Source organism: Brevundimonas sp. UBA7507, assembly GCF_002478355.1.
Classification (GTDB): Bacteria; Pseudomonadota; Alphaproteobacteria; order Caulobacterales; family Caulobacteraceae; genus Brevundimonas; species Brevundimonas diminuta_D.
Genome location: NZ_DLNP01000011.1, coordinates 44,771 through 68,982 on the forward strand (window position 1 = coordinate 44,771; position 24,212 = coordinate 68,982).

Below are 24,212 nucleotides of genomic sequence, written 5' to 3' on the forward strand. Positions count from 1 at the left end.
TGTCAGCCATGTCGTTTCCTCAAACGCTTATTTAATTCCGGCACGGCCGGTCGCCCGGCCATGACGATGCAGGCGAACGCCTATTTGATGACGCCCAGTTCCTTGCCCGCCTGGGTGAAGGCGGCGACGGCGGCGTCGATCTGCTCGAAGGTGTGGGCCGCAGACATCTGGGTGCGGATGCGGGCCTGGCCGCGCGGCACCACGGGGAAGCTGAACCCGATGACGTAGACGCCCAGCTCCAGAAGACGCGCCGCCATGTCCTGCGCCAGCTTGGCGTCGCCCAGCATGACCGGAATGATCGGATGCTCGCCCGGCAGCAGGTCGAAGCCCGCTTCGGCCATGGCTGAACGGAACCGCGCCGCGTTGGCGAACAGCTGGGCGCGCAGCTTGTCGCCCTCCTCGCCCGCGGCGATGCGGATGGCCTCCAGCGACGAACCGCAGACGGCCGGCGCCAGGGCGTTGGAGAACAGATAGGGCCGCGCCCGCTGCTTCAGCAGTTCCACCACGCTCGACCGGGCGCAGATGAAGCCGCCCATGGCGCCGCCCAGGGCCTTGCCGAAGGTGCCGGTGACGAAGTCGACCTCGACGCCGCAATGCGCAAACGAGCCCTTGCCCTTGTCGCCCAGAAAACCGGTCGCGTGGCAGTCGTCGACCATGATCAGGGCCTGATACTGGTCGGCCAGGGCGCGGATCTGGTCGATCTTGCCGATGTAGCCGTCCATCGAGAAGGCGCCGTCGGTGGCGATGATGATGTTGCGGGCCCCGGCGGCGCGCGCCTCTTTCAGCTTGGCCTCGAGATCGGCCATGTCCGAGTTGGCGAAACGGTAACGCTGGGCCTTCGACAGGCGCACGCCGTCGATGATCGAGGCGTGGTTCAGGCTGTCCGAGACGATGGCGTCCTCGGCCCCGAACAGCGGCTCGAAGATGCCGCCGTTGGCGTCGAAGGCGGCGGCGAACAGGATGGCGTCCTCAAAGCCGAGGTAGTCGGCGATCGCGCGCTCCAGCTCCTTGTGGATCTCCAGCGTGCCGCAGATGAAGCGGACCGAAGCCGTGCCTGCGCCCCACTTCTGCTGCGCCTTGATCCCGGCCTGGGTGACGCGCTCGTCGCCCGCAAGGCCCAGATAGTTGTTGGCGCAGAAGTTCAGCACGTCGCGGCCGTTGACCGAGATCACCGGCCCCTGACGCGAGGCGATGACGCGCTCGGGCTTGGTCAGCCCCTGGGCGTGGATGTCAGCCAGTTCGGCGGAGACGCGGTCGTAGAAGGCCTGGTTCGTATCTTGGGTCATGTTTGCTCCGCTACGCTGGATTCGGGCAGGTTTGAACCCCTAGTTTGCGGGCGCCGAAACAGGCTGAGCCGAGGCGTCGGCGACGGGCCGCAGGGGACTGACCTCAACCTGCCGGCCGCAGGGGGTAAAGGCCAGCGGCAGGGCGATCGCCGTCGCGGCGCCCGGCACCGTCACGCGCACCGTCTTGGCCGAAGGACAGGTCGTCTCGCCCTTGTCCTCATGCGGGACGACAGTCCAGGCCAGGTCGAACCAGGCGGCCTGCTGCGGGCGGATTTCCACCGGCGCCGGCGCGCGCCCTTGGGCGAGATAGCTCCCCGGCGCCTGAACCGCGCGAACGCCCGTCATCAGCTTTCCTTCGCCGTCCAGCAGGCTGACGGACGGATAGCCCGTCACGGTGCAGGCGTCAGGCCCGGTGTTCCGCAGCGCCAGGGTGGTGAGGCGATGACCCATGCCCGCGTCGCCGCCCTCCACCGCCAGGCGCAGGTTCTCGGCGGCGCACGGCGCGCCCGACGGCGGCGGCGCCACGGCGGCGACCGGGCGGCTGCAACGCTCGATGATGGCGCCGCCCGCCTGATCCTCCGCCCCCCCGGTCTGGCCGATGCGGCTCAGCGTGCCGCTCTCCAGTTCGCCTCGGCTGGCCGTATGCCACTCCAGCCCCTGCCCCGCGTACCGGGCGCCGCTGGCTGCAACGACGTTGGTCAGAGCGTAGTCCTTTCCTTCGTAGGAGACGTGTGCGGTCTGGGCGTCGGGATAGGCGACGACGACCGTCTTGCCGCTTTCGCAGGCATAGCCGACGGCGGCTGCGCTCTGGTCCGTCGGCGCCTCAATCGGCGAGGTCGGCTCGGCCGGCTTCTCCCGAGAACATCCGGCGGCCAGCAGCCCCAATCCGGCGGTGAGGGCGATGGTCTGGAACGTGGCGGATCTGGTCATGGCAGCCCCCTTGGTGCGGCGACCCTGCTGCAACGTCGAGGGCTTGTGAAGGCTCCGCCCCAGCAAATCGTCAGGGAGCGGTTGCGTAATGATATACTATAACATATCAAGCCTCCCATCATTGTAACGGGGATGCGTGACATGCGATTTCGGACCTTCCTGCTGACCGCCGCGGGGGCGGCGGCGCTGACCAACCTGGGCGCCGCGGCCCCCACTTTCGCCGAAGACGTCGTGCAGCGTCAGTCGCAGGGCGACCCGCACGATCATACGCCCCGCGCTGCCGAGGCCTATGAGGTGGACGAGGTGGTGGTGCGCGCCCTGCCCCTGGGCCGCGCGGGCGACGACGTCGGTTCGCACGTCGCCCTACTGAGCGGCGATGATCTGGTCCATCGGCGCCAATCGACCCTGGGCGACACCCTGAACAGCATTCCCGGCGTCAACTCCGACACCTTCGGCGGCGGCGCCAGCCGCCCGGTGGTGCGCGGCCAGACCTCGCCCCGCGTCAAGGTGCTGAGCGAGGGCGCGGGCCTGATGGACGCCTCCGAGGTCTCGCCCGACCACGCCGTATCCGGCGAACCCCTGCTGCTGGAGGGCGTCGAGATCCTGCGCGGCCCGGCGGCCCTGCTCTACGGCGGCGGCGCCATCGGCGGGGCCGTCAACCTGCTGGACAAGAAGATCCCGACCCGCGTCCCGGCGAACGGCGGCGAGGGTGTGGCCGAATACCGTCGCGGCTCGGTCGATGACGAGGAAGCGGGCGTTGTCGGCCTGACGGTCGGCGCCGGAAACTTCGCCCTCCGCGTCGAGGCGGCGGCGCGCAAGTCGGACGACTACAAGGTTCCCGGCTGGGACGAGCCGCGCCTGGACGGCTCCTACAACGAGACCTCTACGGCAACGCTCGGCGCCTCCTGGATCGGGTCGCGCGGCTATCTGGGCGCGGCCTATACCGAACAGACCAGCCGCTACGGCCTGGCCGGTCACAGCCATGAATATGAAGGCTGCCACCCGCACGGCGACCACCTGCACTGCGGCGGCGGCCACGATCACGGCCACGATGACGATCATGGCCACGGCGACGACGATCACGGGCACGAGCATGAAGGCGATCACGACCACGCCGCCCCCGAGGTCCGCCTGAAGAGCCGCCGCGTCGACCTGCGCGGCGAACTGCGCGACCCGCTGCCGGGCATCGAGAACGTGCGCCTGCGCGCCGGCTACACCGACTATGAGCATAGCGAGCTCGAGGAAGGCGTCGTCTCGACCACCTTCACCAACAAGGGCTACGACGGCCGCATCGAGGCCCAGCACCGCGAGATCGCGGGCTTCCGCGGCGTGGTCGGCCTGCAACTGAGCAAGAGCGACTTCGCCGCCGTCGGCGAGGAAAGCTTCCTGGCCCCCAGCACGACCAAGAACACCGGCCTGTTCGTGATGGAGGAATACGAGATCGGCCTGTGGCACCTGGAAGGCGCCCTGCGTCAGGAATGGCAGGAAACCTCGGCCATCGGCCTGCCGGATACCGAGCACAAGCCCTTCTCCATCTCGGGCGCGGCGGTGTGGCACTTCACCCCCGGCTGGTCCGGCGCCGTATCGCTGTCGCGTTCGCAGCGCGCCCCCTCGGCCCAGGAGCTGTACGCCGACGGCGTCCACCTGGCGACCAACACCTATGAGATCGGCGACTCCAGCCTGGACGTCGAGACGGCCAATTCGATCGAGCTGACCCTGCGCAAGACCGAGGGCGCCCTGACCGGCTCGGTCAGCGCCTATCACTACGTCTATGACGACTACATCTTCGCCCGGACCCTGGATCAGCATGAAGACTTCCGCCTGATCCGTTACAGCCAGGCCGACGCCGCCTTCACCGGCATCGAGGGCGAACTGACGCAACAGTTCACCCCGTGGCTGTCGGGCACGGTGTTCGGCGATTACGTCCAGGGCGAGCTGAAGGGCGACGGCGGGAACCTGCCCCGCATCCCGGCGGCGCGGGCGGGCGTGCGCCTGGCCGCCTTCCAGGGACCGTGGTCCGGCGATGTGGAGTACAGCCGCACCTTCAAACAGACCGACATCGCCGCCTTCGAGACCGAGACGCCCGGCTACGACATGGTCAACGCCACCGTGGCCTATGACGTCGATCTGGGGCCGGTGCGCTCGCAGATCTTCCTGCGCGGGACCAATCTGCTGGACGAGACGGCGTTCAACCACGCCTCCTTCCTGGCCGAGACCGCCCCCCTGCGCGGCCGCAACCTGACGGTGGGCGTGCGCGCCCGCTTCTAGGGTTTTTTCGCTATTGCAAAAAACGAGGGGCGGGATCCGACGGATTCCGCCCCTTCGTCCGTTGGAGTCTTGTCGGTTCGGACAGGACTAAGCCCCGCATTACAGGAGTTTAATCCGGGAGAGCGAATGCGTCGCCCTTCGGCGCACATCGTTCTTTAATCGAGTCGATGCGATCGACGGGACAGGGCGTCGGTCGCGAGCGTGCCTGTTTTCCGGTTGCCTTTAGGACTCGACATGTCGCCAGTCGCCTTGCTGTTCGCCCTCGCCTCCCTGTCCCCTGCCGACACGGCGGCGCCCGCCGCCCCGCCGCAATCCACGCCCGCCCAGACCGCGACCCCTGTCCCGCAGGAAGAGCTGGACGACGGCGCCTATGACCTAGGCACGCTGGAGACCGTCACCACCGCCCGGCGCGGCGCGGCCCTGGGCGACTATGAGCCCGAACTGACCCTCGACGAGGAGCAGATCAAAGCCTACGGCGCCAGCAGCATCGAGGAGCTGATGACCCTGCTGGAGCCGGTGACGCGCAGCTCGCGCGGCGGCTCGCCGGTCTTCCTGGTCAACGGACGGCGCATCTCGGGCTTTCGCGAGATTCGCGGCATCCCGCCCGAGGCCATCGAACGCACCGAGATCCTGCCCGAGGAAACCGCCCTGTCCTACGGCTACAGCGCCGACCAGCGGGTCGTGAACTTCGTGCTGAAAGCCGACTTCCGCTCCGTCACCATGCAGGCCACCGCCCGCCGTCCCGACCAGGGCGGCCGCACCATGACCGACCTGGAAAGCAACATCCTGCGCATCTCGGGCAAGCAGCGCTGGACGCTGGACCTGGAATACGAACGCGACACCCCCCTGTTCGAGACCGAGCGCAACATCACCCGCGAGGGCGTTCCCTACGACCTGATGGGCAATGTCACTGCGCCGGGCGGCGGCGAGATCGACCCCGCCATGTCGGCCCTGCTGGGCCAGAGCGTGACGACCGCCTCGGTCGGGGCGGACGCGGCTGGCGGCGCCAGCCTGTCCGACTTCGGCGTCGGGCCGCGCACCGACGACCTGACCGCCTATCGCACCTTGTCGCCCAAGCGCGAGAACAGCTCCATCTCCGGCTCCCTGGTACGCGACCTGAACCAGACCATGTCGATGACGCTCAGCGGCGAACTGGAGGATACATCCAGCTTCTCCTACCTGGGCCTGCCGGGCCTCAGCCTGGCTCTGCCCTCGGCCAGCCCCTATTCGCCCTTCGCCGGCGACGTGCTTCTGCATCGCTATATCGACGCGCCCGGCGCGCTGGGACGGCAGACGGACACCCTGTCGGGCCAGCTGGGCTTCCTGGTCGACGGCTATCTGGGCGACTGGCGCTGGACGGTGAACGGCGGCTACGACCGCACCGAAACCAAGACCCGCACCGGCCGGGGCCTCAACGACGACGCCCTGCAGGCGGGCGTGACGGCGGGGACCATCGACCCGTTCGGCGACCTGGGCCAGTTGCCGGCCAATCCGTTCGATACCGCGCGTTCCGTCTCCAGCAAGACCAGCATCGAGGGCGTCATCAACGGCACGGCCTGGGAAGGCCCGGCCGGCTCGCTGACCTCGACCTTCAAGGTCGGCTTCGACAGCCAGTCGCTGGACGCCAAGAACCTGCGCTTCTCCGAGGAACAGCAGGTCAGCGTCTTCTCCGAACGCTCCTTGTCGCGCGATCGCACCAGCGCCTCGGGCAACTTCAACCTGCCCATCGCCAGCCGGGACCGCGAGGTGCTGGGCGCATTGGGCGACCTGTCGGCCAATCTGAACCTGGCCTATGAAGACCTGTCCGATTTCGGCGGCCTGTCAGCCTATACGGTCGGGCTGAACTGGTCGCCGTGGGAGCCGGTCAACTTCACCGCCAGCTGGGCCGACGAACAGAAGGCCCCGTCGATGTCGCAACTGAACGACCCGACGATCTCGACCCCGAACGTGCCCGTCTATGATTTCGCCACCGGCCAGTCGGTCAACATCGTCCGCATCGAGGGCGGCAATCCCAACCTGTCCGAGGAGACCAAGCGAGTCCTGAAGTTCGGCGTCAACCTGACCCCGCTGAAGGACAAGGATCTGCGCTTCACGGCCAACTACACCCGGACCGAGACGGAAGGCTCCATCGCCTCCTTCCCGACCATTACGCCCGAACTGGAAGCCGCCCTGCCCGAGCGCTTCACGCGCGATCTGGACGGCAATCTGGTGTCGATCGACGCCCGGCCCTTGAACTTCCAGAAGGCCGAGCAGCAGGAAATCCGCTGGGGCCTCAACTTCTCGACCGCCTTCGGCAAGCCGGACCCGGCGGCTATGGCCCGCATGAACGCACGCAGCGGCGGCGGCGCGCCGACCGTCATGCGTGTCGAGGGCGGCACGCCTCCGGGAGGCCACAGCGCGAGCGGCGCGCCCTCTGGCGGCGGAATGCGGATGCAGTCTGGCGGCGGACGCGGTCGGGGCGGCGGCATGATGCCGGGCCAAGGGCGCTTCAACATCTCGCTGTATCACACCTATCGCATCCAGGATGAGATCACGATCCGCGACGGCCTGCCGGTGCTCGACCTGCTGGACGGCGCCGCCATCGGCGCGCGCGGCGGCCAGTCCCGCAACGAGGTCCAGCTGCAGATGGGCGCCTTCAAGAGCGGCATGGGCGGCTTCCTGAACGCCAACTGGAAGGAATCCACCCGCATCAACGGCGGCGCCTCGCCCGACGACGACCTGAGCTTCTCGGACCTGACGACGGTGAACCTGAACCTGTTCGCCGACCTGTCGTCGAGGGAGAGCCTGGTGTCGCGTTACCCGTGGCTGAAGGGCGCCCGCGTCAGCGTCGGCGTCGAGAACATCTTCGACCAGCGCCTAAAAGTCCGCGACGGCCTGGGCGAGACGCCGCTGTCCTATCAGCCCGACTACCTCGACCCGCTGGGCCGCACGTTCCGCATCAGCCTGCGGAAGATCTTGTACTGATCAATGAAAAGGCCCGGTCTCACGACCGGGCCTTTGTCTTTTAGTGATCGCCTTTCGGCGTCTCCATAAGTTCGATCAGCACCCCGCCCATCTCCTTGGGATGCAGGAAGACCACCGGCGTCCCATGCGCGCCGATGCGGGGCTCCCCCGTGCCCAGAATGGTCACGCCCTTGGCGCGCATGTCGGCAATGGCGGCGTGGATATCAGCCACCTCGAAGCAGACATGGTGCTGTCCGCCCTTGGGGTTCTTGGCCAGGAAGCCGGTGATCGGGCTGGTCTCGTCGAACGGCTCGATCAGTTCGATCTGGGCCGTCGGCGTGTCGATGAAGCAGACCTTCACCCCCTGCGCGGGCAGGTCGAAAGGCTCGCCGATCTTCGTCGCGCCCAGCACGTCGCGATACAGTTTGATCGACTCGGCGATGGAGGGCGTGGCGACGCCGACGTGGTTCAGATTGCCGATCACTTCTTCGTCTCCACAGGCGCCGGCTGCGCATAGCCCAGGCGCTGGTTCAGCTTCTCGATCAGGTCCACGGCCGTCTCGGCGATGACTGAGCCGGGCGGATAGACGGCCGCCGCCCCCATATCGATCAGAGGCTGCACGTCCGACGGCGGAATGACGCCGCCGACCACGATCATGATGTCCTCGCGCCCCAGCTTGGCCAGCTCAGCCTTCAGCTCGGGCACCAGCGTCAGGTGCCCCGCCGCCAGCGACGAGGCGCCGACCGCATGGACGTTCTTCTCGACCGCATCCTTGGCCGCCTCGGCGGGCGTCTGGAACAGCGAACCGGCCGTCACGTCGAAGCCGATGTCGCCGTATCCGGTGGCGACGACCTTTTGACCCCGGTCATGGCCGTCCTGACCCAGCTTGGCGATCAGGATGCGCGGCGGGCCGCCGTCGTTCTCGACGAAGGCGGCGACCATTTCACGGGCGCGGGCGACCTTGGGATCGTTGCCCGCCTCCTTGGCGTAAACGCCCGAAACCGTCTTCACCGTGGCGATGTGGCGGCCGAAGGCGGCCTCCAGCGCGTCGGAGATCTCGCCCACGGTGGCCTTGGCGCGAGCCGCCCGCACGGCCAGCTCCATCAGGTTCTCATTGCCGCGCGCACCCTCGGTCAGGGCGCCGAGCGCGGCTTGCGTCGCCGCCTCGTCGCGCTCGGCCTTCAGGCGTTGCAGCTTCTCGATCTGGCGGGCGCGCACCTCGGCGTTGTCGACCTTCAGCATCGGAATGTCGTCGACCACGGGGTTCAGATATTTGTTCACCCCCACGACCGTCTGCTGGCCGGTGTCGATGCGGGCCTGCGTCTTGGCGGCGGACTCTTCGATGCGCAGCTTGGGAATGCCCGCCTCGATGGCCTTGGCCATGCCGCCGTAGGCCTCGACCTCCTCCATCAGGGCGCGGGCCTTGGTCGCCAGCTCCTGAGTCAGGCGCTCGACGTAGAAGCTGCCGCCCCACGGGTCGATGACGCGCGTCAGACCCGTCTCGGCCTGCGCCAGAATCTGGGTGTTCCGCGCGATCCGGGCCGAGAAGTCGGTCGGCAGAGCCAGGGCCTCGTCCAGGGCGTTGGTGTGCAGGCTCTGCGTCTGGCCGCCCGCCGCCGCCATGCACTCGACCATGGTGCGCGGCACATTGTTGAACACGTCCTGCGCCGCCAGCGACCAGCCCGAGGTCTGGCAGTGGGTCCGCAAGGACAGGGACTTGGGATTGACGCCGCCTTCGCGCTTCACCGCCTCGGCCCACAGCAGGCGGCCGGCGCGCATCTTGGCCACCTCCATGAAGTAGTTCATGCCGATGGCCCAGAAGAAGCTGAGGCGCGGCGCGAAACGGTCGATCTCCATGCCCGCCGCCTTGCCTGCGCGCAGGTATTCGATGCCGTCCGACAGGGTGTAGGCCAGCTCGATGTCCGCCGAAGCCCCCGCCTCCTGCATGTGATAGCCGGAGATGGAGATGGAGTTGAACTTGGGCGTTTCCTTCGCCGTCCACTCGAAGATGTCGGCGATGATCCGCATCGAGGGCGCGGGCGGATAGATGTAGGTGTTGCGGACCATGAACTCCTTCAGAATGTCGTTCTGAATGGTCCCGGTCAGCTTGGCGTGGTCGACGCCTTGCTCCTCGCCCGCCACGACGTAGAGGGCCAGGATCGGCAGCACCGCCCCGTTCATGGTCATGGACACCGACATCTGGTCCAGGGGAATGCCGTCGAACAGGGTCCGCATATCCAGAATGCTGTCGATGGCCACGCCCGCCATCCCGACGTCGCCCTTCACCCGCGGGTGGTCGCTGTCATAGCCCCGGTGGGTGGCCAGGTCGAAGGCGACCGACAGGCCCTTCTGGCCGGCGGCCAGGTTGCGGCGATAGAAGGCGTTGGACTCCTCGGCGGTCGAGAAGCCCGCATACTGGCGGATCGTCCACGGCGCGCCCGCATACATGGTCGGATACGGCCCGCGCACGAAGGGGGCGAAGCCCGGCAGGCCGTGGATGAAGTCCAGCCCGTCCAGCGCATCCGGCCCATAGGCGGTCTCGACCGTCAGCCCCTCGGGCGTGGTCCACGGCGCGCGCTCAGGCCCGGCGCCGGTCGCGCCCAGATCGAGGGCGACCTTGGAGAAATCAGGAAAGCTCATTGGGCGGCCTCCTCGAAGGCGGCGGCGAAGCGCACAGGCGCCAGGGCCTCGAACGTTCCGACAGCGGCAGGCGCAGCAGGCGCAGGAGTCACTGGCGCAGGCCGCACGTCCGGGTCGACGAATTTGGTGACGCCGACGATCTGGGCGGCCCCGTCCTTGAAGGCTTTTTCGGCCATGTCGCGAGCGCGGGCGATGCGGGGCTGGATCACACCGCCTTCCAGACAGGCGACCACGCCGCCTTCGGCCTCATAGACTTGGAACTCGGACCAGGCGGCCTCGGCCAGTTCGCGGGTGCGGGCGTCCAGATACCAGGAGCCGCTGGCCGGATCGTCGACGCGGCCAAGGTTGGACTCCTCCATCAGGATCAGTTGGGTGTTGCGCGCCTGACGTTTGGCGAAGTCGTCCGGCAATCCCGCCGCGCGGGTGAAGCCGTCCAGAACCACCGCATCGGCCCCGCCCACGGCCCCGGCGAACCCAGCCGCCGTCAGACGCAGCATGTTCGGCCACGGATCGCGCGCCGACAGCATCCGCCGCGACGAGCGCGCCTCGATGATCGCCGGAACCTCGGCGCCGAACGCCTTGGAGACGCTGGCCCAAATCAGGCGCAGCGCACGGATCTTGGCCAGAGAGTCGAAATATGCCTGATCGACGGCCACGCCCAGAACCACGCCCTTCAGCGCCGCCTCGGCCGTCAGGCCCGCCGCCACGGCCGCCTTCACATAGGCCACAGCGGACGACGCGGCGAAGGCCAGTTCCTGCGCGATGGAGCCGCCCGCCTCATGCGCCACGCGGCCCGACGCCATGAACAGCGTCGCCTCGGGATAGGTCGCGGCATGGGTCGCCGCCGCCTTGGCCGTCTCGGCCATGAGGACTGCAAAATCGACCGGCGACCCGCCCGCTTCGGCATAGGCCGAGATCGGATCAAGGTGGAAGGCCAGCTTGGCGCGGGGCGAACCCTTGGCGACCGCCGACAGGGCCTCGGCCGCCTTCACCCCCTCAAACCCAGCGTCCAGCGCCACCGGCGCCAGCTCCAGCGCCACCCCGTCCAGCGCGCGCGCCAGCGTCGCAGCGTCCGCCGCCACCGGCCCAGCGATCAGGACGGAGGCCGCCCCGTTCTCCAGATCGGTCAGGACGGCGCGGTTCAGGCCTTCCGCGTCCTCGCCCTCGTTCAGCGCCCGCACGTCCCAGGCTCGGCCTTCGGAATCCGAGGGCCGGGGCGCGAACACCGGCTCGCCGCCGTTCGCCGCCCCATATAGCGGCTTCGTCGCCAGATGGTCCGCATCCAGATGGATGAGGCTCTCCAGCGGACGCTCCTTTAGCGCCTTGATAGCGGCTTCACGCCACTCCAGCGGCGTCCGGACGGCGAACTCGGTCATTTACTCGAACTCCACCAGCACGTCGTCGGCGGCGACCGGGTCGCCGGCCTTGGCCTTGACCGCCTTCACCTTGCCGTCGCGCTCGGCCTTGAGGATGTTTTGCATCTTCATCGCCTCGATGATGGCCACGGTCTCGCCGGACTTGACCTCCTGGCCCTCGACCACGGGGATGTCGACCACCAGACCCGGCATCGGCGACAGCACCAGCTTGGAGGTGTCGGCCGCCTGCTTCTCGGGCAGCAGGGCGTAGAGGTGCGCCACGTCGGGACGCAGCACGCGCACCCGCGCCTTGGCCGCGCGGTGGCGGATGTCGAAGCCGTCGGCGGCGCGCTTCACCTCGGCGGTGAAGGCGTCGTCGTCCAGCACAGCCTTGAACAGCGACAGCCCCGGGCGCCAGTCGATCTCGGACAGGGAGACCTCTTCGCCATCAATGGCGACGATCAGGTCTTCGGCCTCGTCATAGCCGACCTCGACCTCATGGGCCGTCTTGTCGACCAGCACGGTCCAGTCGGTGCGCTCGCTGGGGTCGCCGTCCTGTTCGGCGATGACCTCGTTCATGGCCACAGCCGAGGAGATCAGGATCTTCACCTGCTCCGGCGTTGGCGCCAAGCCGTGGAAGCCCTCGGGGAACTCGTCCTTGATGTAACTGGTCGCCAGTTGGCCGGACTGGAAGCGTTCCTGATCCATGACGGCGGCCAGGAAGGGCACATTGTGGCCCAGCCCCGACAGATGGGTGTCCTCCAGCGCGCGGGCCATGCCGCGCACGGCGTCCTCGCGCGTCTCGCCCCAGGCGCACAGCTTGGCGATCATGGGATCGTAGAACATGCTGATCTCGTCGCCCTCGCGTACGCCGGAATCGTTGCGGACCGTATAGTCGCCCTGATCGCCCTCTTCCGGCTGCTCATAGCGCACCAGACGGCCGATCGACGGCAAGAAGCCGCGATAGGGGTCTTCGGCGTAGATGCGGCTCTCGATGGCCCAGCCGTTGATCGACAGGTCGTCCTGCTTCAGCGCCAGTTGCTCGCCCCAGGCCGAGCGGATCATCTGCTCGACCAGATCGACGCCGGTGATCAGCTCCGTCACCGGATGCTCGACCTGCAGACGGGTGTTCATCTCCAGGAAGAAGAACGACTTGTCCTGACCGGCGACGAACTCGACTGTGCCCGCCGAGTCATAGTTCACCGCCTTGGCCAGGGCGACGGCCTGCGCGCCCATGGCGGCGCGGGTCGCCTCGTCCAGCAGGGGCGACGGCGCCTCCTCGATGACCTTCTGGTTGCGGCGCTGGATCGAGCATTCACGCTCGAACAGGTGGATGACGTTGCCGTGCTTGTCGCCCAGCACCTGAATCTCGATGTGGCGCGGGTCGACGATGAACTTTTCCAGGAAGACGCGGTCGTCGCCGAAGGCGTTCAGCGCCTCAGCCTTCACGGCGGCGAAACCCTCGGCCATGTCGTCGTCCGAATGGGCGACGCGGATGCCCTTGCCCCCGCCCCCGGCCGAGGCCTTGATCATCACCGGATAGCCGATCTCACGCGCGATCTTCACCGCCTCGTCCGGCGTTTCGATCAGGCCCATGTGGCCCGGCACGGTCGAGACGCCCGCCTCGGCGGCGAACTTCTTGGACGTGATCTTGTCGCCCATGGCGTCGATCGCCTCGGGGTTCGGCCCGATGAAGGCGATGCCCTCGGCCTTCAACCGCCGCGCAAACCCGGCGTTCTCCGACAGGAAGCCGAAGCCGGGGTGCACGGCCTGCGCCCCCGTCTGCTTCACGGCGTCCACGATCTTGTCCTGGATCAGATAGGACTGGGCGGCGGGCGACGGGCCGATGTGAACCGTCTCGTCCGCCATCTCGCAGGCCAGCGACCCGGCGTCGGCGTCGGAGTAGACGACCACCGTCTTGATGCCCATGCGGCGGCAGGTCTTGATAACGCGAACAGCAATTTCGCCGCGGTTGGCGATCAGAATTTTATCGAACATTTCTGGGCCTTACAGCGGTATGTTGTCGTGCTTCTTCCAGGGATTTTCCTGGGTCTTGTTCTTCAACGTCTTCAGCGCCTTGATCAGGCGACGGCGGGTGCCGTGGGGCATGATGACGTCGTCGATGTAGCCGAGCCCGGCCGCCACGAAGGGGTTGGCGAAGCGTTCCTTGTATTCGGCCTCGCGCGCCGCCAGGGCCTCGGGGTCGCCAGCCTCCTTGCGGAAGATGATCTCGACCGCGCCCTTGGCGCCCATGACTGCGATCTCGGCGGTGGGCCAGGCGTAGTTGACGTCGCCGCGCAGGTGCTTGGAGCTCATGACGTCATAGGCGCCGCCATAGGCCTTGCGCGTGATGACCGTCAGCTTGGGCACCGTGGCCTCGGCATAGGCGAACAGCAGCTTGGCGCCGTGCTTGATCAGGGCGCCATATTCCTGCTTCGTGCCCGGCATGAAGCCCGGCACGTCGACGAACGTCACCAGCGGGATGTGGAAGGCATCGCAGAAGCGCACGAAGCGTGCGGCCTTGCGGCTGCTATCGATATCCAGCACCCCCGCCAGGGTCTGGGGCTGATTGCCGACGATGCCGACCGGCTGGCCGTCCAGACGGCCGAAACCGCAGATGATGTTCTTTGCGAAGTCGGCGCCGATCTCGAAGAAGTCGGCCTCGTCGACCGTCTTCAGGATCAGTTCCTTCATGTCATAGGGCTGGTTCGGATTGGCCGGTACCAGGGTATCCAGCGAGGCCTCGTCGCGATTCGGCTCGTCATAGGTTTCGCGGACTGGCGGCGTCTCGCGGTTCGACAGCGGCAGGAAGCCGATCAGGCGGCGCACCTCCGACAGGGCCTCCAGATCGTTCTCGAAGGCGCCGTCGGCGACCCCCGACTTGCCCGCATGGACGCGGGCGCCGCCCAGGTCTTCGTGGCTGACGACCTCGTTGGTGACGGTCTTCACCACGTCGGGGCCGGTCACATACATGTAGGAGGTGTCCTTCACCATGAAGATGAAGTCGGTGATGGCGGGCGAATAGACGTCGCCCCCCGCGCACGGTCCCATGATGACCGAAATCTGCGGAATGACGCCGGAGGCCAGCGTGTTCTGCAGGAAGATGTCGGCGTAACCGGCCAGCGATTCCACCCCTTCCTGAATGCGCGCGCCGCCCGCGTCGAACAGGCCGATGATCGGCGCGCCCGCCGTCAGGGCCATCTTCTGGATCTTGACGATCTTGGCCGCATGGGCGCCCGACAGCGAGCCGCCGAACACGGTGAAGTCTTTCGAGAAGACATAGACCAGACGGCCGTTGATGGTGCCGCGTCCGGTGACGACGCCGTCGCCGGGGATACGCTGCTCGGCCATGCCGAAGTCGTGGCTGCGGTGCTCCACGAACATGTCGGTCTCTTCGAAGGAACCTTCATCCAGCAGGACGCCGATACGTTCGCGGGCGGTCAGCTTGCCCTTGGCGTGCTGGCTGGCGATACGCTTCTCGCCCCCGCCCAGCTTGGCGGCGGCGCGACGGCGCTCGAGTTCCTCGAGGATGGCCTGGCTCATGGTTGGAGCGACTCCCTGACTTCGTTCAGGGTCCAACAAGCCGCTTCATCGCAGAAAGGCAATCGCAACTTTGCAAAACCTGCGTAAGTGCGTAACCCTGCCAAGGCGGACAGGCGTTTTTGCAAAGTTGCAATGCCCAACAACCATGGCTGAAAAACTCTATCTCGGAACCAAGGTCCGCAAGCTGCGCGAGACACGCGGCTGGACGCTGGAGCAGTGCGCCGGACGGATGGCGCTGTCGCCGTCCTATCTGTCGCAGATCGAGACGAACCAGCGCCCGGCCACGGCCCGGGTGCTGATCGCCCTGACGCGCGCCTTCGACGTGGACGCCAGCCTGTTCGATCTGGACGGCGACGCCCGCCTGATCGCCGACCTGCGCGAGGCGACCACCGACGTCGCGGGCCACGCCGAGGCGCCCACGGCGGGCGAGTTGAAGCAAGCGGCCATGAACGCCCCCCGGCTGGCGCGGCAATTCCTAGCCCTGCACCAGGATTATCGCCGTCTGGACGAGCGGCTGAAGACGCTGAACGAGACGCTAGGCCGCGACGAACACGCCGCCCACGCCGCCCCCGCCCTGCCCTATGAGGCGGTGCGCGACTTCTTCCACTATCGCGACAACTACATCGACGCCCTGGACCGGGCGGCGGAGGATCTGGCCGCGCGGCTGAACCTAGGCGACGGCGTCCACCCAGAGCGTGAGTTGGAGGCCGCCCTCAACGACCTGTGCGGCGTGCGGGTCGCCACGGGACAGGGGCGCGGCGCCATGCGGCGCTTCGATCCCGGCGCGCGCATCCTCTACGTCGACGCCAGCCTGCCCGGCGCGACCCGCGCCTTCCAGATGGCGCATCAGCTGGTTCGCTTGCGGTTCGAGGATCTGATCGAGCACGAACTGGACCGCGCCGCCTTCGACATTCCCGCCGCGCGCGACGTGTGCCGGGTCGGTCTGGCCAACTATGCGGCGGGGGCGCTGCTGCTGCCCTATCGCGCCTTTCTGGAGGCGGCGCGGGAGCTGCGTCACGACGTTGACCGCCTGCGCAACCGTTTCCACGTCAGCTTTGAACAGGCCTGCCACCGGCTATCGACGCTACAGCGGCCCGGCTGGCGCGGTGTGCCCTTCTACTTCGCGCGGGTCGACATGGCCGGGAACATCACCAAGCGGCACAGCGCGACGCGCTTCCAGTTCGCCCGCTTCGGCGGCGCCTGCCCGCTGTGGAACGTCCATGAGGCGTTCAGCGCCCCGGACCGCATTCTGGTCAATCTGTCGGAGATGCCGGACGGCGCCCGCTACGTCTGCATCGCCAAGAGCGTGTCCAAGCCGGGCGGATCGTTCCTGGAGCCGGACCGACGCTATGCGCTGGGACTGGGGTGCGAGATCGAGCATGCGGCGCAGTTGGTCTATGCCGACGGTCTGGACCTGAACGGCCCGCCGACGCGCATGGGGGTGAACTGCCGCATCTGCGAACGGACGGACTGCACCCAGCGGGCGTTCCCGCCGATCGACCGGACGCTGGCCGTGCCGGAGAACGAGCGGGGGGTGATCCCCTATACGCTCACCTAATCCTTCTCCCGATGGGAGAAGGCGCCCCGAAGGGGCGGATGAGGGTTCCCGGCCAAAGTCGGCGCAAGCCGCCGCAAAACGGCTGACTTCGGAACCCTCACCCTTTCGCCTTCGCGGATCGCTACGCTCTCCGAGGCTCAGGCCCTCTCCCATCGGGAGAGGGTCAGGATCAGCCCATCGTCGGGATGACGAAGCTGGAATCCGCGTGCTCCAGATCGCTATCGGGCCAGCGGGCCGTCACGGTCTTGGTCTTGGTCCAGAAGCGGACGCCTTCCATGCCGTGCTGGTTGATGTCGCCGAAGGCCGAACGCTTCCAGCCGCCGAACGAGTGATAAGCCACCGGCACCGGGATCGGCACATTGATGCCGACCATGCCGACGTTGACGCGGGCGGCGAAGTCGCGGGCCGCGCGGCCGTTCTGGGTGAAGATGGCGACGCCGTTGCCGTACTGGTGCTTGCTCGGCAGGCTCAGCGCCTCCTCGAAGCTGGCGGCGCGCATGATCTGCAGCACCGGGCCGAAGATCTCTTCCTTGTAAGATTCCATCTCGGGCTTGACGTGGTCGAACAGCGACGGGCCGATGAAGAAGCCCTTCTCGTGGCCCTGCAGGCTGAACTCGCGGCCGTCGACGACCAGTTCGGCGCCTTCTTCCACGCCCTTGTTGATCCAGCCCAGAACCTTGTCCTTGTGGGTCTGGGTGACGACGGGGCCGTAGTGGGCCTCGGCGTCGGTCGAGACGCCGACGCGCAGGTTCGGGATTTCCGAGACCAGACGCTCGCGCAGTTCATCGGCGGTGCGTTGACCGACCGGCACCACGACCGGCAGGGCCATGCAGCGCTCGCCGGCCGAGCCGTAGGCCGCGCCGGTCAGATCCTTGATGACCTGATCCATGTCGGCGTCGGGCAGGACGATGCCGTGGTTCTTGGCGCCGCCCATGGCCTGAACGCGCTTGCCGTGGGCCGCGCCCTTCTGGAACACATAGTGGGCGATGTCCGACGAGCCGACGAAGCTGACGGCGTGGATCAGCGGGTGTTCGAGGATGGAGTCGACCGCCACCTTGTCGCCGTGGACGACGTTCAGCACGCCCTTGGGCGCGCCCGCCTCCATCATCAGTTCGCCCAGACGCACCGGCAGGGACGGATCACGCTCGGACGGCTTCAGGATGAAGGTGTTGCCCGCAGCGATGGCCACGCCGAACATCCACATCGGGATCATGCCCGGGAAGTTGAACGGAGTGATGCCCGCCACCACGCCCAGCGGCTGGCGCATGGAATAGACGTCGATGCCCGGACCGGCGCCATAGGTGTATTCGCCCTTCGAGGCGTGCGGGATGCCGCAGGCGAACTCGATCACTTCCAGGCCGCGCTGGATGTCGCCCCTGGAGTCGGCGATGACCTTGCCGTGCTCGCTGGACAGCAGTTCAGCCAGTTCGTTCATGTTCGCCTCGACCAGGCGCTTGAACTCGAACATGACGCGGGCGCGGCGCTGCGGGTTGGTCGAGGACCAGCCTTCGAAGGCGGCCTGCGCCGACTGGACCGCGCGATCCAGTTCCGACGGCGTCGCCAGTTGGACGCGGGCCTGAACCTCGCCGGTGTTGGGGTTGAAGACGTCGCCGAAGCGGCCCGACGCCCCATCAAAAGCCGCACCGTCGATGAAGTGGCGAATATCGCGCATTGAACGTCTCTCCCGATGATTATGGTTCTTCGTGAGCCTGCCCTAGCAGAGCGGGCCGGTCAGGCCCATTGCAATCTTGCAGGTGATGATGTGCATATCTGCATATGTTCGACTGGGATGATCTGAGGGTGTTTCTGGCCGCCGCGCGCGCCGGGTCGCTGGCCACGGCGGCGCAGCGGCTGGGCGTCGATGCGGCCACGGTCGGACGGCGCGTGGCGCGGCTGGAGACGGCGCTGAAGTCCACCCTGCTGGTGCGCTCGGCCGCCGGGCTGCACCTGACGGCCACCGGCGCGCAGTTGCTGGAACGGGCGCTGGACGCCGAAAGCGCGATGGAGGCCGCCGGACGCGTCACACAGCCCGACCTGATCGCGGGCGCCGTGCGGATCAGCGCCTCGGAAGGCTTCGGCGGGGCGGTGCTGGCCCCCGCCCTGCCCGGCCTGCTGGCGGCGCATCCAGGTCTGAACGTCGAACTGGCGGCCAGCTCCGGCTTCCTGTCGCCCAGCCGCCGCGAGGTGGACATGGCCATCACCCTCAGCCCCGCCGACAGCCCGCGTCTGATCGTCGAGCCGCTGACCACCTATCAGCTGGCGCTCTACGCCGCGCCGGAATACCTGGAACGCCACGGCGCGCCCGACACCATCGACGACCTGAACCGCGTCGACATGGTCGGATACGTCGACGACCTGATCTATGCGCCCGAGTTGCATTATCTGGACGAGATCCGCCCGCACCTGCGTCCGCGCCTGGCTTCATCCTCCATCCGCGCCCAACGGGACATGGTGGCGGCGGGCGGCGGCATCGGCGTCCTGCCCTGCTTTCTGGCGGAGGGGCTGACGCGCGTTCTGGCGGACTCCGTGCTGATCGAGCGGCGCTTCTGGCTCAGCACCCACCGCGAGGTCCACGGCACGGCGCGGCTGAAAACGGTCCGGCGCTGGATCAAGGCCCTGTGTCAGGATCAGGTCCGCCGCCTCGCCCCCTTGCCCGCGACCGCGCCGAGACGCGCCGAGGGGTGACTATATTTTACATTTTACATTGCTCTAAAGCCGAGCATCCGGGGCTATGACTCCAGCGTTCTCCTCGGAGCTGCGTAACCAGTATGAAGATCGCGATATTAGATGACGATCCCGTCCAGTTGGAGTTCGTCTCCGAGGTCGTCCAGGACGCCGGGTATCGCGCCACGCTGTTTTCGCGCGGTCAGGCGCTGATCTCCGCCCTGCGCAAGGACACCTTCGACATGCTGATCGTCGACTGGAATCTGCCGGACCGTTCGGGCCTGGAGGTGCTGGCCTGGGCGCGCACCAATCTGAAGCCCGCCCCGCCCATGCTGCTGGTCACCAGCCGCGCCGAGGATGAAGACGTGGTCGCAGGCCTGGACGCCGGGGCAGACGACTACCTGCCCAAGCCCCTGTCCAAGCCCGTGCTGGCGGCGCGGATCAACGCCCTGATCCGTCGCGCCTACGCCCAACCGACGACGCCGGGCGTCGAGGTCTATGACGGCCTGTCCTTCAACGAGTCCGCCGCGTCCGTGACCCGCGACGGCCAGCCTGTCGCCCTGACGGCCAAGGAATACGCCCTGGCGCTGCTGCTGTTCCGCAACCTGCACCGGGCGCTGTCGCGGACCTATATTCTGGAGACGGTCTGGGGCAATGAGCCGGACCTGAACAGCCGTTCGCTGGACATGCACATCTCGCGCATCCGCAACAAGCTGGAGTTGCGACCCGAGCGAGGCTTCCGCCTGACCCCCATTTACAGCTACGGATACCGCCTTGAGCGCGTCGCGGGGGACGAACCCGGCCAGGACGCCTGAATAAGGACGCAGGTGGCGGAATGAAGACGGATTGGTCTGCGGCTCTGGCGGTTGCGGCGATGCTGGCCGCAGGAAGCGCCGCCGCACAGACTTCGGCCGCCCCGCCTGCGCCCCGGACGGCGTCTTCCGCCGCCGTCGAGACCCTCGACTATGTGGTCCGCCCCGGCGACACCCTGATCGACCTGGCGACCGCCTATATGAACCGGCCGCTCGACTATCGCCGGGTCCAGCGCGAGAATCGGGTCGCCAATCCGCGCCGCCTGACCATCGGCCGCACGCTGGCCCTGCCGGTCGATCTGCTGCGCGCCGACCCGGACGAGGCGCGCATCGCCGGCTTCCGCGGCGCCGCGACCCTGAACCAGGACGGCCGCTCCGCCGCCCCCGCGCCCGGCCAGACCGTGCGCGAAGGCGCCGTTCTCAGCACCGGCGCCAACGCCTTCGTCCGCCTGGCCCTGTCCGACGGCAGCCATGTGGTCGTGCCCTCCAACAGCCGCGTGCGGGTCAGCCGCCTGCGCCGCTACGCCATCAACGGCGCCGTCGATCACGCCCTGACGGTCGAGGCGGGCCGCGCCGAGTCGCGCGTCACGCCCCGGCGCCGCCCCGGCGGCTTCGCCATCCGCACCCCGGTCTCGGTCTCGGCCGTGCGCGGCACCGACTTCCGCGTCTCCTTCGACGATGACGCCGACCGCTCGAGCACCGAGGTTCTGGAAGGCGCCGTCGCCATCGCCTCGGGCGACGCCAAAGCCCTGGCCGGCGCCGATCAGGGCGTCAGCGCCGCCGCCGGCGCGGTGCGCCTGCTTCCTCTTCTGCCAGCGCCCGCCCTGGTTCGCCCCGACGCGCCGCAGACCCAGGCCCAGGTCGCCTTCGACATCCAGCCTCTGCCCGGCGCCGAACGCTATCGCGGCCGCGTCGCCCAGGACGCCGGCATGATCGAGGCCTTCGCCGAGGCCGACAGCGCGCCCGGCGGCCCCCTGGTCTTCGGCGAGATGGAGGAAGGCGCCTTCTTCCTGCGTCTAACCGCCCTGTCGCCCGAGGGGCTGGAGGGCAAGCCCACCACCTACAGCTTCATCCGCGCCCGCAACGGCGTCGGCGGTCTGGCCTCGGCCCTGGACCAGCGCGACCGCCGCCGCTTCTACCGCTTCCGCTGGGAGGCCGAGGGCGTCGGCGCGGCGACCTTCCGCTTCCAGCTGTGGCGCGAGGCCGAGGACGGAACGGTCGACGGCCCCCTGCTGGTCGACCAGCCTGGCCTGACCGACGAGGCCTTCACCCTCAGCGACCTGCCGCCGGGCGTCTACAGCTGGCGGGTGCAGGGCGCGCGCCATCGCTTCGGCCGCCTGCTGGAAGCCTGGTCCGAGCCGCAACAGCTCCGCATCGGACGATAGCGCCGTGCCCGCGCCCGCAGGGCCGAAAGGCGGCTGGAGAGGCTGGCTCGGCGCCCGCCTGACCGGCCGTCGCGCCCTGGTCGAATGGGGGCTGGTGGCGACGCTGTCCGCCCTGCTGGTCGGCTGGATGGCGCTGACGCCCGCCGCCGACGGCGCCGACCACCTGATCTATGACGCCCTGATGCGGGCTGAGGCGGGACCGGCCGACGAAGATATCGTCATTATCGCCATCGACGACCGCAGCCTGGAAGCCCTAGGCCAATGGCCCTGGCCGCGCGACCTGCACGCCCGGCTGATCGACCGCCTGACCCAGGCGGGCGCGGGGCCTGTCGCCTACGACGTCCTGTTCACCGAAGCCTCTCCGCAGGACGACGCCCTTGCCGCCGCCCTGGCCCGCAACGGCCAGGTCCGCCTGCCCGTGGTGCTGGACGCCCCCGGCCTGAACGGCGCCGCCTATCGCGAAGACGCCCCCGCGCCCGGCCTGACCGAGGCGGCGGCGGGCCTGGGCCACGTCAACCTGACGGTCGACGACGACGGAGCCGTGCGCCGCCTGCCCCTCTATCTTCAGGCGGGCGAGCGGACCTGGCCGCATCTGATCGTCCCCCTGGCCGCCGCCAAGGGCGCCGTTCCCGCGCCGCCCGCGCCACATGACAGCGGCGACCTATTCGCCGCCTCGCCGGAAGCCCTGATCTATCGCGGCCCGCCCGGCGCCTTCCGCACCCTGTCCTTCGCCGACGTGCTAAGCGACGAGACGCCCGCCGCCTTCCTGAAGGACAGGCTGGTGCTGGTCGGAGCGACGGCGCCGGGCCTGGGCGACCGCTACGCCACCCCGGCCACGCCGCACGGCGAACTGCGTCCCGGCGTCGAGGTGCAGGCCGCCCTGCTCCAGACCCTGATCGAGGGCGGCGGACCGCGCAGCCTGTCGCCCGCCTGGGTGCTGATCCTGTCCCTGCTGCCGCTCGGCCTGCTGGTCGCCGGCTTCCTGGTGCTGCGCCCGGCCGCCAACATGGCCCTGGGCGCCGGGCTGATCGTCGTGACGTTGATCGCGGCCGCGACCGCCTTCCTGGCGGGCGGCCTGTGGTTCCCGCCCTCGGCCGCCGTGGCTGGCTTGGCCCTGGCCTATCCCCTGTGGAGTTGGCGTCGCCTGGCCGCCGCCTCGGCCTATATGCAGAGCGAGGTCGAGGCCTTCGAGCGCGACGGCGTGCGCCTGATCGGTCGCGCCCAGGGCGGCGACGTGGTGGCCCGGCAGGTGGACGCCCTACGCGCCGCCGTACGTCAGGTGCGCGATCTGGAGCGCTTCATCTCCGACGCCCTGCGAAGCCTGCCCGACGCCACGGTCGTCGCCGACCCTCACGCCCGCATCATCCTGTCCAACGACCGGGCCGAGGCCCTGTTCGGCGACCGACTGAGGGACGACGCCGACCTGCCCCTGCTGTTCCAGTCCCTGGGCGAACCGGCCTGGCGCCGCTTCCTCGATCCCGAGGGCGATCCCGGCGACATCACCACGCCCGACGGCCGCATCCTGAAGGCCGCCGCCGCCCTGCTGACCGACGCCGAAGGCCATCCGGTCGGCCATATCGTGCGCTTCGCCGACATGACCCGCTTCCGCGCCGCCGAGCGCCAGCGCGCCGAAGCCCTGCAACTGCTCAGCCACGACATGCGCGCGCCCCAGGTGTCGATCCTGACCCTGCTGGACGGCCCCGCGCCGCGGCTGGACCCCATGGTCGAGCGCCGCATCGCCGACTACGCCCGCCAGACCCTCGACCTCGCCGAAGGCTATGTCCAACTGGCCCGCGCCGAGAGCCAACCCTATCGCTCAGAGCTGCTGGACCTGGGCCAGATCGCCATGGACGCCGCCGACATCCTGTGGCCCCAGGCGTCGAAGAAGGGCGTTCGCATCCTGACGCCAGACGGCGACGAAGAGTTCCTGGTCCAGGGCGACCCCGCCCTGTTGCGCCGCCTGACCACCAACCTTCTCGACAACGCCCTGAAATACGGCCCGGCGGGCGGCGTCATCCAGGTCAGCCTGACCGGGGCAGAGGAAGACGGCCGCCCGGTCTGCGTCCTCAGCGTCAGCGATCAGGGACCGGGCCTGTCTGAAGAGGCCGCGCGTCGCCTGTTCCAGGCCTTCGGACACGGCGGCGCCGATCATCGCGGGGCGGGTCTGGGCCTCGCCTTCGTCCGCACCGTCGCCGAACGCCACGGCGGAACCATCCGCCACCAGCCCGGCTCGCCCGGCGCGACCTTCGTCCTGACCCTGCCCAGGATCACGGAAGAGGAATGAAGCTGCAGGCGGTCGGCCCTAGTCCGTCGCGTCCAACTGCGCCACCGCCGCCTCGGCCAGCAGGCCCGGCGCGGTTTCGGCCTGACGCCGTCCCAGGATCGCCACCGCCGAGGCGCGATAGGCCCCCGCCTCATTCCCCGGCCCGGTCAGGATCAACGTCAGGCTGTGCGTCTGGCGGCCCTGGCTCCACCATTGCGGCAGGCGCGGCGCGTCGGTCCACTCGCCCTGGCGCGCATCGACGTCGGTGAAGACGCCGGTCTTCTGCGGCCGCACCGCATAGGCCGTCTCGACGCGCCAGGCGGCCTTGTCATCCACCTCGCGCCAACCGCGCGCAGTCAGCGCCCGACGCACGGCTTCGGTCGCCGCACGGTCGGCCTCGGTCGGCTCTTCGGTCTCCAGCAGGCGATAGGCGGTCACGTTCGCGGGTACGGCCGCAGACACCTGCGTCTCGACGCGCGGCGCAGAAGCGCAGCCCGCCAGGACGGCCGCGCTGACCAGGGGAAGAGCCAGACGAGTGATCATGGCTGCGATACCTGCCCCGCCG

16 protein-coding genes are annotated in these 24,212 nt (G+C 68.5%); 7 read left to right on the forward strand and 9 right to left on the reverse strand.

The features are described 5' to 3' along the window. Window positions 1-80: 80 nt before the first annotated feature. Together B3D50_RS06060 and B3D50_RS06065 are read right to left on the reverse strand one after the other, a co-directional pair. Entirely contained in the window at window positions 81-1,286 is a 1,206-nt protein-coding gene (locus B3D50_RS06060; protein WP_286950113.1) for a glycine C-acetyltransferase, read from the reverse strand. 39 nt (window positions 1,287-1,325) lie between these two features. Further along, window positions 1,326-2,216, reverse strand: a complete 891-nt coding sequence (locus B3D50_RS06065) for a DUF4232 domain-containing protein (protein ID WP_286950115.1) — start codon at window positions 2,214-2,216, stop codon at window positions 1,326-1,328. A 141-nt stretch (window positions 2,217-2,357) separates the two neighbouring features. On the opposite strand from B3D50_RS06065, the gene B3D50_RS06070 reads away from it, so the two are divergent. Beyond that, window positions 2,358-4,484 (forward strand): TonB-dependent receptor domain-containing protein, encoded by a 2,127-nt coding sequence (locus B3D50_RS06070; protein ID WP_286950116.1) that lies wholly within the window; start codon window positions 2,358-2,360, stop codon window positions 4,482-4,484. 234 nt (window positions 4,485-4,718) lie between these two features. Continuing rightward, window positions 4,719-7,448 carry a TonB-dependent receptor gene (locus B3D50_RS06075; RefSeq protein WP_286950118.1) on the forward strand — a complete coding sequence of 910 codons (2,730 nt, stop codon included), beginning with the start codon at window positions 4,719-4,721 and terminating at the stop codon, window positions 7,446-7,448. Window positions 7,449-7,488: 40 nt separating this feature from the next. Here the strand turns inward: B3D50_RS06075 and mce are convergent, their stop codons facing one another. The 5 genes from mce to B3D50_RS06100 are packed head-to-tail and all read right to left on the reverse strand — an operon-like array spanning window position 7,489 to window position 14,965. Further along, a complete protein-coding gene (gene mce / locus B3D50_RS06080; protein WP_286950119.1) occupies window positions 7,489-7,911 on the reverse strand; it encodes a methylmalonyl-CoA epimerase in 423 nt (140 codons plus the stop codon). Then, entirely contained in the window at window positions 7,908-10,067 is a 2,160-nt protein-coding gene (gene scpA, locus B3D50_RS06085) for a methylmalonyl-CoA mutase (RefSeq protein ID WP_286950121.1), read from the reverse strand. The genes mce and scpA overlap by 4 nt, the downstream gene beginning before the upstream one ends. Beyond that, complete coding sequence (locus tag B3D50_RS06090; RefSeq protein WP_286950123.1) at window positions 10,064-11,443, reverse strand: methylmalonyl-CoA mutase family protein; 1,380 nt, start codon at window positions 11,441-11,443, stop codon at window positions 10,064-10,066. The genes scpA and B3D50_RS06090 overlap by 4 nt, the downstream gene beginning before the upstream one ends. Further along, on the reverse strand, window positions 11,444-13,420 hold the full coding sequence (locus B3D50_RS06095; RefSeq protein ID WP_286950125.1) for an acetyl-CoA carboxylase biotin carboxylase subunit: 1,977 nt from the start codon (window positions 13,418-13,420) through the stop codon (window positions 11,444-11,446). A 9-nt stretch (window positions 13,421-13,429) separates the two neighbouring features. Next, complete coding sequence (locus tag B3D50_RS06100) at window positions 13,430-14,965, reverse strand: acyl-CoA carboxylase subunit beta (RefSeq protein ID WP_286950127.1); 1,536 nt, start codon at window positions 14,963-14,965, stop codon at window positions 13,430-13,432. Window positions 14,966-15,110: 145 nt separating this feature from the next. Here B3D50_RS06100 and B3D50_RS06105 point away from each other — a divergent pair, with 145 nt between their 5' ends. Then, entirely contained in the window at window positions 15,111-16,523 is a 1,413-nt protein-coding gene (locus B3D50_RS06105) for a short-chain fatty acyl-CoA regulator family protein (RefSeq protein WP_286950129.1), read from the forward strand. A 169-nt stretch (window positions 16,524-16,692) separates the two neighbouring features. Here the strand turns inward: B3D50_RS06105 and B3D50_RS06110 are convergent, their stop codons facing one another. Beyond that, complete coding sequence (locus B3D50_RS06110; protein ID WP_286950131.1) at window positions 16,693-18,195, reverse strand: CoA-acylating methylmalonate-semialdehyde dehydrogenase; 1,503 nt, start codon at window positions 18,193-18,195, stop codon at window positions 16,693-16,695. A 104-nt stretch (window positions 18,196-18,299) separates the two neighbouring features. Here B3D50_RS06110 and B3D50_RS06115 point away from each other — a divergent pair, with 104 nt between their 5' ends. From B3D50_RS06115 to B3D50_RS06130, 4 genes are all read left to right on the forward strand, one after another. After that, complete coding sequence (locus B3D50_RS06115; RefSeq protein WP_286950133.1) at window positions 18,300-19,208, forward strand: LysR family transcriptional regulator; 909 nt, start codon at window positions 18,300-18,302, stop codon at window positions 19,206-19,208. 83 nt (window positions 19,209-19,291) lie between these two features. Next, the gene (locus tag B3D50_RS06120) at window positions 19,292-20,002 is read left to right on the forward strand and encodes a response regulator transcription factor (protein ID WP_286950135.1); all 711 of its coding nucleotides are present in this window, start codon (window positions 19,292-19,294) and stop codon (window positions 20,000-20,002) included. Window positions 20,003-20,022: 20 nt separating this feature from the next. Continuing rightward, window positions 20,023-21,384, forward strand: coding sequence for a FecR domain-containing protein (locus tag B3D50_RS06125; protein WP_286950137.1), 1,362 nt, complete (start codon window positions 20,023-20,025; stop codon window positions 21,382-21,384). Window positions 21,385-21,388: 4 nt separating this feature from the next. Beyond that, entirely contained in the window at window positions 21,389-23,668 is a 2,280-nt protein-coding gene (locus B3D50_RS06130; protein WP_286950139.1) for a CHASE2 domain-containing protein, read from the forward strand. Between the two features lie 18 nt (window positions 23,669-23,686). Here the strand turns inward: B3D50_RS06130 and B3D50_RS06135 are convergent, their stop codons facing one another. Continuing rightward, entirely contained in the window at window positions 23,687-24,190 is a 504-nt protein-coding gene (locus B3D50_RS06135) for a hypothetical protein (RefSeq protein ID WP_286950140.1), read from the reverse strand. Window positions 24,191-24,212: the final 22 nt, after the last annotated feature.

Coding starts and splice junctions, on each gene's coding strand:
- B3D50_RS06060 (WP_286950113.1), bottom strand. CDS start 1,286: ATGACCCAAGATACGAACCAGGCCTTCTACGACCGCGTCTCCGCCGAA.
- B3D50_RS06065 (WP_286950115.1), bottom strand. CDS start 2,216: ATGACCAGATCCGCCACGTTCCAGACCATCGCCCTCACCGCCGGATTG.
- B3D50_RS06070 (WP_286950116.1), top strand. CDS start 2,358: ATGCGATTTCGGACCTTCCTGCTGACCGCCGCGGGGGCGGCGGCGCTG.
- B3D50_RS06075 (WP_286950118.1), top strand. CDS start 4,719: ATGTCGCCAGTCGCCTTGCTGTTCGCCCTCGCCTCCCTGTCCCCTGCC.
- scpA (WP_286950121.1), bottom strand. CDS start 10,067: ATGAGCTTTCCTGATTTCTCCAAGGTCGCCCTCGATCTGGGCGCGACC.
- B3D50_RS06090 (WP_286950123.1), bottom strand. CDS start 11,443: ATGACCGAGTTCGCCGTCCGGACGCCGCTGGAGTGGCGTGAAGCCGCT.
- B3D50_RS06095 (WP_286950125.1), bottom strand. CDS start 13,420: ATGTTCGATAAAATTCTGATCGCCAACCGCGGCGAAATTGCTGTTCGC.
- B3D50_RS06100 (WP_286950127.1), bottom strand. CDS start 14,965: ATGAGCCAGGCCATCCTCGAGGAACTCGAGCGCCGTCGCGCCGCCGCC.
- B3D50_RS06105 (WP_286950129.1), top strand. CDS start 15,111: ATGGCTGAAAAACTCTATCTCGGAACCAAGGTCCGCAAGCTGCGCGAG.
- B3D50_RS06110 (WP_286950131.1), bottom strand. CDS start 18,195: ATGCGCGATATTCGCCACTTCATCGACGGTGCGGCTTTTGATGGGGCG.
- B3D50_RS06115 (WP_286950133.1), top strand. CDS start 18,300: ATGTTCGACTGGGATGATCTGAGGGTGTTTCTGGCCGCCGCGCGCGCC.
- B3D50_RS06120 (WP_286950135.1), top strand. CDS start 19,292: ATGAAGATCGCGATATTAGATGACGATCCCGTCCAGTTGGAGTTCGTC.
- B3D50_RS06125 (WP_286950137.1), top strand. CDS start 20,023: ATGAAGACGGATTGGTCTGCGGCTCTGGCGGTTGCGGCGATGCTGGCC.
- B3D50_RS06135 (WP_286950140.1), bottom strand. CDS start 24,190: ATGATCACTCGTCTGGCTCTTCCCCTGGTCAGCGCGGCCGTCCTGGCG.